This is a genomic window from Nonomuraea sp. NPDC005501 (genome assembly GCF_040605905.1).
Lineage (GTDB): Bacteria > Actinomycetota > Actinomycetes > Streptosporangiales > Streptosporangiaceae > Nonomuraea.
Map to the genome: position 1 here is coordinate 38,741 of NZ_JBEXDT010000073.1, position 10,935 is coordinate 49,675.

Consider the following 10,935-nt stretch of genomic DNA (forward strand, 5'->3'; position numbering starts at 1 on the left):
CTCATCCCCGCCCGAGCTGGTCGGAGATCTCCGAGAGCTGCCGGAGGCGGCGGTCGAGCGACGGGTGGGTGGAGAAGATGTTCGCCAGCGTCGCGCCCGGCGCGGCGGCCGGGGCGAAGTAGAAGGCGTTGAACGGCGCCGCCTCACGCAGGTCGCGCGTGGGGATCCGGGCCATCTCCCCGCTGATCTTCACAAGGGCGCTGGCCAGCACCGAGGGCCGCTGCGTGAGCAGGGCGCCGGCCCGGTCCGCGGACAGCTCGCGGTAGCGCGACAGGGCCCGGGTCAGCAGGAAGCTCACGGCGTACACGAGGATGGAGACCAGCATGACGATCAGCCCGATCGGCAGGCCGCCCTGGTTGTCGGAGCGGCGCGCGCCCAGCCCGCTGTAGAGGGCGAAGCGCGTCATGAGCCCCGCGACGACTCCGAGGAACGAGGCGATCGTCATGACGGCGACGTCGCGGTGGGCGACATGCGAGAGCTCGTGGGCCAGCACTCCCTCGAGCTCCCGCGCGTCCAGGCGGCGCAGGATGCCCGTCGTCACGCAGACGACGGCGTGTTTCTGGTTGCGGCCGGTGGCGAACGCGTTGGGGACGTCCGAATCCGCGATGGCCACCCTGGGCTTGGGCATGTCCGCCATGGCGCACAACCGGTCGATCAGGCCGTGCAGCTCGGGAGCCTCCCGCGGCGACACCTCGCGCCCGCCCATCCCGTACAACGCGATGCGGTCGGACAGGAAGTACTGCACCAGCAGCAGGCCCCCCGCGACCAGCAGCACCGTCAGCGCCCGCACCCCCAGGGCGACGAGGGCGCCGACGAATACCACGTAGAGCAACCCGAGCAGGAACATCGTCACGACCATCCGGCCGGTCAGGCCGCGATCGGACGCGAACCGCGTGCGCACGGGTCAGCCCGGGATCAGGCCCTGATCGCCCAGCATCTCCCGGACCTCCTCGATCGAGGCATCCGCGGGGGGAAGGATCAGCTCTGACGGCTCAAGGCTGTCGTCGGGAAGCGCCTTGCCCACGTGGCGCACCTTGTCGAGGAGCGCGTGGAGCTTGACCCGGAAAGCGGCCTCGTCGCCGGACTCGATCGCCGACTCAAGCTCGCTGTCCAGCTCGTTGAGCAGGGTGATGTCGGACGGCGAGATCTCGATCTGGCCCTCGCCCATGATTCTGACGATCATGCGCCCTCCCCCGGCTGACGCAGCTGCTGCGTGTGCTGCTGGGGCTGGCCCTGCTGCTGCGGCTGGGGCTGCGCCTGCTGCTGCTGGCGTCCCTGCTCGATCGCGCTCTGCGGCGCGGGCCCCTGGCCGAGCTCGGCCTTCATGCGGGCCAGCTCCAGCTCGACGTCCATGCCGCCGCCCATGCGGTCGAGCTCGGCCTGGATGTCGTCGCCGCGGGTGCCGCTGAAGTCGTCGAGCGCGCCGCTGGCCAGCAGCTCGTCGATGGCGCCGGCGCGAGCCTGCATCTGCGCGGTCTTGTCCTCGGCCCGCTGGATCGCCAGGCCGACGTCGCCCATCTCCTCGGAGATGCCGGAGAAGGCCTCGTTGATGCGCGTCTGCGCCTCGGCGGCGGTGTAGGTCGCCTTGATGGTCTCCTTCTTGGTGCGGAAGGAGTCCACCTTGGCCTGCAGCCGCTGGGAGGCCAGCGTGAGCTTCTCCTCCTCGGCCTGCAGGTTGTCGTGCTGGACCTTCAGGTCCGCCATCTGCGTCTGCAGGCCGGCCCGGCGCTCCAGCGCCGTGCGGGCGAGGTCCTCGCGGCCGACGGACAGCGCCTTGCGGCCCTGCTCCTCATACCGCCTGGCCTGCTGCTCAAGACCGTTGATCTGCAGCTCGACCCGCTTGCGGGAGGTGGCGACGTCGGCCACGCCCCTGCGCACCTTCTGCAGCAGCTCCAGCTGCCGCTGGTAGGAGTAGTCGAGGGTCTCGCGCGGATCCTCCATCTTGTCCAGGGCCTTGTTGGCCTTGGACTTGAAGATCATCGAAAGTCTCTTCATCACGCTCATGCGCGTCGGCCGTCCCCTTCTTAGGTCGTGCTGGTGGTCACCCAGTGCAGCGCAGCCGCCCTGGGATTACCCTACGCATAACGCACGAGGGCGTCACTAAGTTGCAGTCCAGGTAGGGTTGACGTCGTGTTGCGACGCCGTTCCCAAACCTCCGTGGACGACACTCCCGTCCCCGTTGACGATCCTAAGCCTCAGGGCAAGGGTCGTCCCACACCCAAGCGCCGAGACGCCGAAGGCAGGCGGCGCCAGCCGGTCAGCGCTCCGAAGGATCGCAAGGAGGCCTACCGGCAGATGCGGGCCAAGCAGGCCGCGGAGCGCGAGCGGGCCCGTAAGGGCATGCTGGCGGGAGAGGAGCGTTTCCTCCCGGCGCGCGACAAGGGCCCGGCCCGCAAGTTCGCCCGCGACTGGGTCGACTCGCGGCGGCTGCCGAGCCAGTACTTCCTGCCGTTCTCGCTGGTGATCCTGCTGGCGACGTGGATCCCGTGGCCGCCCGACGTCCGGGGCCTGATCCTGGGCTACGTCATCACGATCGGCTGGCCGGTCATGATGATCGGCGTCGTGGCCACCTCGATCTACGTGGCGTGGCGGGTCAAGCGGGTGGCGGCCGAGAAGCTGCCGAACGAGAGCATGCGCGGCGTCGGGTTCTACGCGGCGATGCGCGCGCTGCAGATCCGCAAGCTCCGCTTCCCGCCGCCCACGGTGCGGCCGGGCGGCAAGCCTGTGACACCCAAGAAGTAGCGCCGCCCTCCGGTCCGGCCTCCTGCCGCTGGTCCGGTCTCCTACCGCCGGTCCCAGACGAGCGAGCCGTCCACGACGCGGGGCCGCCACTCTCCCAGCCGGCCTCGCTCCAGGGCGTCGGCCGTGGCCTTCAGCAGCGCGTAGTACGACCTGACCTTCAGGCCGGCGGGCTCGGACGTCCGCGACTCCTCGCCGATCTCGGCGAGCTCGCCGAGGGAGCCGGACTTTTCGCCCGAGACGAACAGCTCCGGCTCTCCCTGCGACGCGACCGGGATCAGCTCGCCGCCCCAGCCGTCCCGGCCGCCCTCGCGGCAGTGGTCGCGCCAAACTGCGCGGATCTGCCGGACCCCGTACAGCCGCTCGCCGAAGAACCCGAAATACGCCGCCCCGTTGTGGCGCAGCAGGGAGGCGCGCAGGGCGTCCGGGAACTCCATGCCCATGTACGCCTCCGCGAACGCGATCGTCCTCGGTCTGCTCCGGGCCCCGAGCGTCGCGTAGGTCCGCGGCGCGTTCCGCCTCAGCCACCGCTCGACGCGCCCCCACTGGCGGTTGACGGCACGCCGCACACGCGGGTCGATCGGCCGTACCACCACGGGACGCGACCGGGGACGGCAGCCGGGGCCCAGCGGCGTCTCCGGGTCGGCGCTCGGGGACGCGCCGGCGGGGGTCGCGGGCGCCGAGGGAGCCGGTGGCGGTGTGGCGGCCGCCGGCATGACGGGCGCCGTCGTGGCCGGGACCGTCGTGGCGGCGGGTGTCACGAGCGCCGTTGCGACCACGAGCGCCACCGCCACGATCGCGCCGGCGCCGAGCACGAGCGGCGTGACCCGCCCCGCCCGCCGTGCGCCGCGGGCCGACAGGCCCGTCCCGGCGTCCCGGCCGGGACGCCTCGCTTCAGAAGTCGCGTGACCGGACGCCTGACCTGCCGTTCCACCTGCCGTTTCACCGGCCGTCTCCCGGTGCGACCGGCGGCGCAGCCGTACGGCGATCGCGGTCAGGATCGCCGCCGTCAGCGCCGTCCGTACGAGCTTCAGCACGTCGCGCACCCTATCCCGAATCCGGTCACATCACGTGACCGCCTAGGGTCGGGTGTATGGAATTCCGTCACCTCGGCCGCAGCGGTCTCAAGGTCAGCGAGATCAGCTACGGTAACTGGCTCACCCATGGCTCCCAGGTCGAGGAGGAGGCCGCCAAGCAGTGCGTGCAGGCCGCCCTCGACGAGGGGGTCACCACGTTCGACACCGCCGACGTCTACGCCGGCACCAAGGCCGAGGAGGTCCTCGGCCGGGCGCTGAAGGGCGTGCGCCGCGAGTCGCTGGAGATCTTCACCAAGGTTTACTGGCCCACCGGGCCGGGCCAGAACGACCGCGGCCTGTCCCGCAAGCACATCACCGAGTCGATCAACGGCTCCCTGCGCCGCCTCCAGACCGACTACGTCGACCTCTACCAGGCGCACCGGTTCGACGCCGAGACGCCGCTCGAAGAGACCCTGAAGACGTTCGACGACCTCGTACGGCAGGGCAAGGTCCTCTACATCGGCGTCAGCGAGTGGACCGCCGACCAGATCGCCCGGGCGCTGAAGATCGCCGACGAGATGGGCTTCGACCGGATCGTGTCCAACCAGCCGCAGTACTCCGCGCTGTGGCGGGTCATCGAGGCCGAGATCGTGCCGCTGTCCGAGCGTGAGGGCATCGGTCAGATCGTCTGGTCGCCGATCGCGCAGGGCGTGCTCACCGGCAAGTACCTGCCCGGCCAGCAGCCCCCGGAGGGCTCCCGCGCCACCGACCCGAGCGGCAGCGGCATGATCGCCCGGTTCATGAACGACGACGTGCTCACCCGCGTCCAGAACCTCAAGCCGATCGCGGCCGATCTCGGGCTCAGCATGGCGCAGCTCGCCGTCGCCTGGGTGCTGCAGAACCCGAACGTGTCCAGCGCGATCATCGGCGCCTCCCGCCCCGAGCAGGTGCGCGACAACGTGAAGGCGGCCGGCGTCAAGCTGGACGCCGAGGTGCTCAAGCAGATCGACGACGTCCTCGGCTCCGTCGTCGAGCGCGACCCCGGCAAGACCGTCAGCCCCGCCAAGCGCCCCTGACCCGTACCTGAACGTTCGTCCGCGTGCGGCGGCCGGCAGGGCCTCGCACGCGAGGCCCCCGGCATGCGAGACCCCTCGAGCCATGACCACCGGCTCGAGGGGTCTCGCGTCCCGCCGTTCGTGATCTCCATGGACGCGCGGCCGTCACTCCGCGCGCAGGGACATCCCCTGGTATTCGACACGGTCCTCGTCGAGCAGGGCGACCTGCTCGACACCGGACTCGAGCAGCTCACGCCAGTTCTCGCCGAGCCAGGACTCCGCGTCGGCCTGGCTCGGGAACACCTCTCGCGGCAACGGGCGGTCTGTCACCTCACCGCCATGCGCGTTCTCGTAACGCCACCGCCATGTCATGCCATACGCTCCTTTTCCGCGGGTTCGCCGGCGCACCCTCCGGCGGCACTGGCACCCTACTCCCGCGCCCCGGCGAGGGCCCGCACCCCGCGCAGCCGTCCGCCCGCCCTGCCGCCCGCCCTGCCGCCCGCTCCAGCCCGTCCGGCCGGGGACGGGGCGTGCCCCCGCGGGGCCGCCGGGGCGCGTACCCTCGGCGCGGTGAAGGTCTTTCTCCCCGGTACGGCGGGTGGCGCGGGCTGGCCGGAGCCGGGCTGCCGGTGCGCCTCCTGCGGGCGTCTTCCCGCCGGTCGCCGGCGGCCGTTCGAGGCGATCGTGGACGGCGCCGTACGCCTGCCGTGCCACTCCCCGCCGTCCGGCTACCGCGCCTTCGGGGAAGGCCACGGCCTGGAGGGCCCCGACGGCACACGCGTGCTGTACGCGCCTTCCGGCCACCCGACCGGCCTGCCGGGCACCGGCCTTTCGGAGACGGCGGGCGGGCGTGGCCGCTGCGACCTTCTGCTGATCGACCTGCTCGACCGGCCGGAGCGGCTCGGGCTGCTGCGCCGCGAAGGGATCGCGGACGTGGACACCCTCGTGGTGGCGGTCGGGCTCGACCACCGGGTGCGCTCGGAGGAGGAGCTGGCCCGGCGGCTGGCGCTGTGGGGCGCGCGGGCCGTGCCGGACGGCACGACACTCGACACGGCCCACCGATCAGCCGGGGCCCGCCCGGAGGGGACGGTTCCCGGCGTGACGCCCGTGGGCCGGCCGTGGCGTGAGCTGGTGCTGGGCGGGACGCGTTCGGGGAAGTCGGCCGAGGCGGAGCTGCGGCTGGCCGCCGAGCCGTACGTCACCTACGTCGCCACCGGCCCCGGCGGCGAGGGCGACGCCGAGTGGGCGGCGCGGATCAGCGCGCACCGGCGGCGCAGGCCGGCGCACTGGGCGACGCTGGAGACGACCGACCTCGCCGGGGCGGTGCGGGACGCCACCACGCCGCTGCTGGTGGACGGGCTGGGCACGTGGCTGGCGGCGGTGTTCGACGAGCACGGCGCCTGGGAGGGCGACCGGTCCGCCGTGTGGCGGCGGTGCGACGAGCTGGTGGCGGCCTGGCGCGGGGCCCGGTGTCGCGTCGCGGCGGTGTCGGACGAGGTGGGCATGGGCGTGGTGCCCGCGACGCCGAGCGGGCGGATGTTCAGGGACGCGCTGGGCCGCCTCAACGAGCGCCTGGCGGCCGAGTCGGAGGACGTCGCCCTCGTCGTGGCGGGCCGCCTCGTCCCCCTGCCGTGACCTCCCACCGGGCCGGACGAAGTGGCCGGACGAGGTGGCTGGACGGTCAGGGACGGACGGCGCGGGCGTACCAGCGGCCGTCGAGGCGGTCGACGTGGAGGGCGCGGCCGAAGCACTCGGACAGGTTGGCGGGCGTGAGGACGTCCGCCACCGGCCCCGCCGCCTGGACGCGGGCGTCGCGCATGAGCATGGCGTGCGTGGTCGTGGCGGGGATCTCCTCCAGGTGGTGCGTCACCGTGATCGTGGTGAGCACCGGCCGCGTCGCCGCCAGGTCCTCGACCGCCGCGATCAGGTCCTCGCGGGCCGGCAGGTCCAGGCCGGCGTACGGCTCGTCCAGCAGCAGCACCGCCGGGTCCGGCATGAGCGACCTGGCCACCCTGACCCGGGCCCGCTCCCCCTGGGAGCACACCCGGAACGGCCGGTCGGCCAGGTCCTTGCAGCCGAGGTCGGCCAGCAGGCGCAGGGCACGGTCACGCTCGGCGTCGCCGTACCTGTCCCAGAGAGGGGCGCTGGTCCCGGTGTGCCCGGTGAGCACCACGGTGAGCGCGGTGGCCCCCTCCTCCTCCAGGAGCCCCTCGTCGACCAGGCGCTGGCTGGAGGCCACCAGGCCGATGTGGCGGCGCAGGGACCGCAGGTCGACCCGGCCGAGGCGGTGGCCGAGGACGCTGACCGCGCCCTCGGTCGGGTGCCGCACGGCGGCGGCCAGCGACAGCAGCGTCGTCTTCCCCGCCCCGTTGGGGCCGAGGATCGCCCAGTGCTCGCCGTACTCCACCCGCCAGTCGACGCCGCTCAGCAGCGTCTTGCCGACGACCCGGACCGCTACGCCTTCGAGTTGAACCACGTGCATCCGCTCACCCTAACGGCCGTACCATCGACCGTTATGCGGCTTCGCGGGGGATCTCCCGGCTCCTCGCCGGGCGGGACGGGCCGGATGGACGGGCTCCGGCTGGCCGTGGGCATGCTGACGATCTTCCCGGTACGCGTGGAACGGGTGGACCGGCGGGCCGCGGGCGTGGCCATGCTCGTGGCGCCGGCCGTGGGGCTGGTGCTGGGGGCGGTGGCCTGCCTGCCGCTGTTGCTCCCGGGGCCGCCGCTGCTGGGCGCGGTGCTGTCGGTGGGGGTGCTCGCGGTGCTGACGCGGGGGCTCCACCTGGACGGGCTGGCGGACCTGGCCGACGGGCTGGGCAGCGGCAAGCCCGCCGGTCAAGCGCTCGACATCATGAAAAAGTCGGACATCGGGCCGTTCGGTGTCATAACGCTGGTGATCACGCTGTTCGCCCAGGTGGCCGCGCTGGCGGCGGCCGGGCCGTACGCGCTGGTGACCGCCTGCGTGACGGGGCGGCTGGCCCTCGTCTGGGCCTGCCGTCCGGGGGTGCCGGCCGCGCGGCCCGGCGGGCTGGGATCGACGGTCGCCGGCACGGTACGGCCCGCGACCGCATCGCTGGTGACCGCGGCGGCGCTCGCCGCGGCCGCCGGCACCGGGCTGGCCGGCACGGGGCTGTCCGGCACGGGGCTGTCCGGCACCGGGCTCCCCGGCGCCGTACCGCTCGCCTTGCTGCTGCCCGTCGCCATGGCCTTGGGGCTGGGGATCGCTCTGCTGCTGCTCCGGCGGGCACGGAGCCGGCTGGGAGGCGTCACCGGGGACGTGCTCGGCGCGCTGGTGGAGACGGCGACGACGGGCGTCCTGGTGGTGTGCGCGATGGCGGGCTGACCCGCACGGGCCGACCCGCCCGGGCCGACCCGTGGGGCCGCGTTCCGGACTCCGTACGCGAAGGCGGGCGGAGCGCAGAGCCCCGGATCAGGGGTCCGCGTGCGAGGGCTCCGTGAGTGGCGAGGTGGCGGGCCCGGGCTGCCGTACGGGGAAGAAGCGGAGCAGCGCCACACCCGTCACGGCGAGTACGGCCCACCCGACCAGGCCCGTGAGCCCGGCCACGACCGGATCGGGCGGCGCGGCGGCGTCGCCGAGCAGCACGACGACGCCCGTCACCGCGTTCACCGAGCCGTGGGCGGCCACGGCGGGCCACACGCTGCCCGAGCGCAGCCGCAGCCAGCCGAACACCACCCCGGCTGCCACGCAGAACCCCACGAAGTAGAGGGCGGCCCACGGGCCGAGGCGAGCGTAGTTGTAGCCCAGGAGCGTGAGCGGCGCGTGCCAGAGCCCCCAGACGACGCCGGAGAGGATCAGCCCGGCGACCGGACCGCGCGCGGCCACGAGCCGGGGCACCAGCCAGCCACGCCAGCCCCACTCCTCGCCGAGTGCCGGGACCGCGTTGAGCAGCGGGCCGGCCAGCACCGCGAGCACGACCTGGACGGTGACCATCGTGGAGAGCCCGGCCGGCACCTGCGCCCCCTGCGCCCGCAGTGCCTCCTGAAACAGGCTGAACCGGGTGAGGTCCAGCGAGACCAGCCCCAGCGCGGCGCTGAGCGCGATCGACACCGCCACGAGCAGCGGCACGCCGAGCCAGGCGAGCAGCACGAGCAGGAGGGTGCGGCCGGGCCGCTCCCCCGGCGTCAGCCCCGTCTCGCGGCGAACACGCGGAACGGCGGCCGCCGGGTCCCGCCGGAACCGCCCAATCCACCCGACCGGCCCGGCAGCAGCCACACAGCCAGCACGCCCAGAGCGGGCGTGAACATCATCAGCACCGCCGACACCTGCGTCGGCGGCGTGCCGAGGCCGCCCGCGAGCCATACGGGCATCGCCACGACCCACGCCAGTCCGAACGACACGGCCAGGAACACCGGCAGCCGGTTCATACGCGTGCCCGTTCGGCGATGAGGGCGTTGATCAGGGACGCCCCGCGCTCGGCGTCGTCGACGCTGATCGCCAGCCGCCCGCCCGAGCGGTAACGGACCACCAGGCACTCCCCGCCGCGCAGCATGATCGTGGCGCTGCCCGGGAGGCCGCGGAAGCCCCACCCGCCGACCTCGGCGGGGCTGCGCGTCTCGGTCCACGCCCGCTCGATGGCGTCCAGGCGGATCCTGCGCACCGGCCACCTCAGCGGCCCGAGCCCGATCACGAGCCCGTCCTCGGTGACCCGCGCCGCGAGCGACGACGTGAGCAGGCCGACGGCCAGCGTGATCCCCAGGCCGGGCAGCAGCGCGCGAGCGGCGCCGCCGTCTGCCAGGCCGAGCAGCACGAGCGCGGCCAGGACGCACAGCGCCACCCCGGCGGCCACGGTCACCGCGGCCAGCCCTCGGTTGCCGGCCCGGCCGACCCACACGGCGCGCCGGCCGGCCTGGAGCCGCAGCGACGGCGGCGCCGACTCCCCCGCGGACGGCGGGTCCGTCTCGCCGCGGCGCAGGTATCCGACCAGCACCCCCACGGCCAGGGACGCGCCGATGACGGCGGCCGCCTGCCAGCCGCTCAGCCGCGCCTCGGTCCAGGAGGAGGCGTCCAGGTTGGCCAGCAGAGTCGTGCCGCTCACCCCGACGAAGAGCACCGCGCCCCCCGCCAGGGCGCCCCACCACCCGGCACGGCCGTTCCTGCGCTGCTGCGCCATCGGGGCGACCACGACGAGGGTCACCCAGAGGACGCCCCAGATCGCCACGTTCACCGTCGTCGACACGGCGAGCGGCATCGCGCCGTCGGGCGCGGACCCGCCGCTCCAGTGGGTGGCGACCGGGTCGGGCAGCCGGTCCCGTACGGCGAGCGGCGCCACGGCCAGGACCGCGGAGACCAGGAGGCCACACAGCGTGGCCGACGTTCGGGGGGTCATGGCAGCTCCTCCAGGATGGTGATGAGGTCCTCGCGGCGGTAGCCGTGCCTCTGGGCGTCCTCCAGCAGCTCGCGCGCCCGCTGGACCAGCAGGGCGCGGCCGCCGGCGGCGCCGGCGACGCTGACGCCCCGTCCCCGCCTGAACTCCAGCAGGCCCTCGTCGCGCAGGTCGCGCAGGGCGCGCAGCACCGTGTTGGTGTTGATGCCGAGCGCCAGGGCCAGGTCACGGGCCGGCGGCAGCCGGTCTCCAGGGGCGTACGAGCCCTCGCCGATGGCCCGGCGGATGGCCGCCGCCACCTGCTCGTGCAGGGGCCGGGCGTCGTTGAGGTCGAGTGTCAGCAACATGATGCCAATGACACTAGCACCATTCCATTACCGCTGATAGGTGGGATGAACCCCTGTTTGTGAGTACCTCGTAACCCTCGATAGAGTCCATTTACGTGACCACTGTGCGGCTGAACTCAGCAGATCCCGTCTCTTTCGACACCGACGCGCTGATCGTCGGGTTCCGGTCCGGCTCCGAAGCCCCCCGCCCCGTCACGAGCGCCGATGCGCTCGACGCGGCCTTCGGGGGCAAGCTCGCCGCCTCCCTGACCGCCGCCGGCTTCAGCGGCCGGCCCGGCGAGATCGCCAAGATCCCCACCTTCGGCGCCATCACCGCCCCGCTGCTGGTCGCGGTGGGCCTGGGTGACGACGCGTCCGGCCCGGTCGAGGAGGTCACCGAGCGTGCCATGGAGGCGATCCGCCCTTTCACGGGATAGCTCTGCTGACGGAC

Annotated in this window: 15 protein-coding genes; 5 read left to right on the forward strand and 10 right to left on the reverse strand. The window is 73.5% G+C overall.

The features are described 5' to 3' along the window. Window position 1 precedes the first annotated feature (1 nt). The 3 genes from htpX to ABZS51_RS29935 are packed head-to-tail and all read right to left on the reverse strand — an operon-like array spanning window position 2 to window position 2,004. Complete coding sequence (htpX, locus tag ABZS51_RS29925; RefSeq protein ID WP_355447806.1) at window positions 2-901, reverse strand: zinc metalloprotease HtpX; 900 nt, start codon at window positions 899-901, stop codon at window positions 2-4. Window positions 902-904: 3 nt separating this feature from the next. Further along, window positions 905-1,183 (reverse strand): hypothetical protein, encoded by a 279-nt coding sequence (locus tag ABZS51_RS29930; RefSeq protein ID WP_310715094.1) that lies wholly within the window; start codon window positions 1,181-1,183, stop codon window positions 905-907. Next, on the reverse strand, window positions 1,180-2,004 hold the full coding sequence (locus tag ABZS51_RS29935) for a PspA/IM30 family protein (protein ID WP_310715095.1): 825 nt from the start codon (window positions 2,002-2,004) through the stop codon (window positions 1,180-1,182). The genes ABZS51_RS29930 and ABZS51_RS29935 overlap by 4 nt, the downstream gene beginning before the upstream one ends. Before the next feature lie 153 nt (window positions 2,005-2,157). Here ABZS51_RS29935 and ABZS51_RS29940 point away from each other — a divergent pair, with 153 nt between their 5' ends. Next, entirely contained in the window at window positions 2,158-2,742 is a 585-nt protein-coding gene (locus ABZS51_RS29940; protein WP_355447811.1) for a DUF3043 domain-containing protein, read from the forward strand. 41 nt (window positions 2,743-2,783) lie between these two features. Here the strand turns inward: ABZS51_RS29940 and ABZS51_RS29945 are convergent, their stop codons facing one another. After that, window positions 2,784-3,776, reverse strand: a complete 993-nt coding sequence (locus tag ABZS51_RS29945; protein WP_355447814.1) for an SMI1/KNR4 family protein — start codon at window positions 3,774-3,776, stop codon at window positions 2,784-2,786. A 56-nt stretch (window positions 3,777-3,832) separates the two neighbouring features. Between ABZS51_RS29945 and ABZS51_RS29950 the strand changes: the two genes are divergently transcribed. Next, entirely contained in the window at window positions 3,833-4,831 is a 999-nt protein-coding gene (locus ABZS51_RS29950; protein ID WP_310715101.1) for an aldo/keto reductase family protein, read from the forward strand. 144 nt (window positions 4,832-4,975) lie between these two features. Here the strand turns inward: ABZS51_RS29950 and ABZS51_RS29955 are convergent, their stop codons facing one another. Continuing rightward, window positions 4,976-5,182: a hypothetical protein gene (locus ABZS51_RS29955; protein ID WP_310715103.1), complete on the reverse strand. Its 207-nt coding sequence runs from the start codon at window positions 5,180-5,182 to the stop codon at window positions 4,976-4,978. 198 nt (window positions 5,183-5,380) lie between these two features. Between ABZS51_RS29955 and ABZS51_RS29960 the strand changes: the two genes are divergently transcribed. After that, window positions 5,381-6,445 (forward strand): bifunctional adenosylcobinamide kinase/adenosylcobinamide-phosphate guanylyltransferase, encoded by a 1,065-nt coding sequence (locus ABZS51_RS29960; protein ID WP_355447818.1) that lies wholly within the window; start codon window positions 5,381-5,383, stop codon window positions 6,443-6,445. Window positions 6,446-6,491: 46 nt separating this feature from the next. Here ABZS51_RS29960 and ABZS51_RS29965 read toward each other — a convergent pair whose 3' ends face one another. After that, window positions 6,492-7,292 (reverse strand): ATP-binding cassette domain-containing protein, encoded by an 801-nt coding sequence (locus tag ABZS51_RS29965; protein ID WP_355447821.1) that lies wholly within the window; start codon window positions 7,290-7,292, stop codon window positions 6,492-6,494. A 33-nt stretch (window positions 7,293-7,325) separates the two neighbouring features. Between ABZS51_RS29965 and ABZS51_RS29970 the strand changes: the two genes are divergently transcribed. Continuing rightward, a complete protein-coding gene (locus tag ABZS51_RS29970) occupies window positions 7,326-8,156 on the forward strand; it encodes an adenosylcobinamide-GDP ribazoletransferase (RefSeq protein ID WP_355447823.1) in 831 nt (276 codons plus the stop codon). 87 nt (window positions 8,157-8,243) lie between these two features. Here the strand turns inward: ABZS51_RS29970 and ABZS51_RS29975 are convergent, their stop codons facing one another. From ABZS51_RS29975 to ABZS51_RS29990, 4 genes are read right to left on the reverse strand one after another with little or no spacing between them, the layout of a single operon-like run. Further along, the gene (locus tag ABZS51_RS29975) at window positions 8,244-8,921 is read right to left on the reverse strand and encodes a CPBP family intramembrane glutamic endopeptidase (RefSeq protein ID WP_355447826.1); all 678 of its coding nucleotides are present in this window, start codon (window positions 8,919-8,921) and stop codon (window positions 8,244-8,246) included. A gap of 35 nt (window positions 8,922-8,956) precedes the next feature. After that, window positions 8,957-9,199, reverse strand: a complete 243-nt coding sequence (locus tag ABZS51_RS29980; protein ID WP_355447829.1) for a hypothetical protein — start codon at window positions 9,197-9,199, stop codon at window positions 8,957-8,959. Continuing rightward, window positions 9,196-10,161 carry a hypothetical protein gene (locus tag ABZS51_RS29985; protein WP_355447831.1) on the reverse strand — a complete coding sequence of 322 codons (966 nt, stop codon included), beginning with the start codon at window positions 10,159-10,161 and terminating at the stop codon, window positions 9,196-9,198. Before ABZS51_RS29985 ends, ABZS51_RS29980 begins: the two co-directional genes overlap by 4 nt. Beyond that, the gene (locus ABZS51_RS29990; RefSeq protein ID WP_310715117.1) at window positions 10,158-10,505 is read right to left on the reverse strand and encodes a GntR family transcriptional regulator; all 348 of its coding nucleotides are present in this window, start codon (window positions 10,503-10,505) and stop codon (window positions 10,158-10,160) included. Before ABZS51_RS29990 ends, ABZS51_RS29985 begins: the two co-directional genes overlap by 4 nt. A 95-nt stretch (window positions 10,506-10,600) precedes the next feature. On the opposite strand from ABZS51_RS29990, the gene ABZS51_RS29995 reads away from it, so the two are divergent. Then, a complete protein-coding gene (locus ABZS51_RS29995; RefSeq protein ID WP_355447834.1) occupies window positions 10,601-10,921 on the forward strand; it encodes a M17 family peptidase N-terminal domain-containing protein in 321 nt (106 codons plus the stop codon). Window positions 10,922-10,935: the final 14 nt, after the last annotated feature.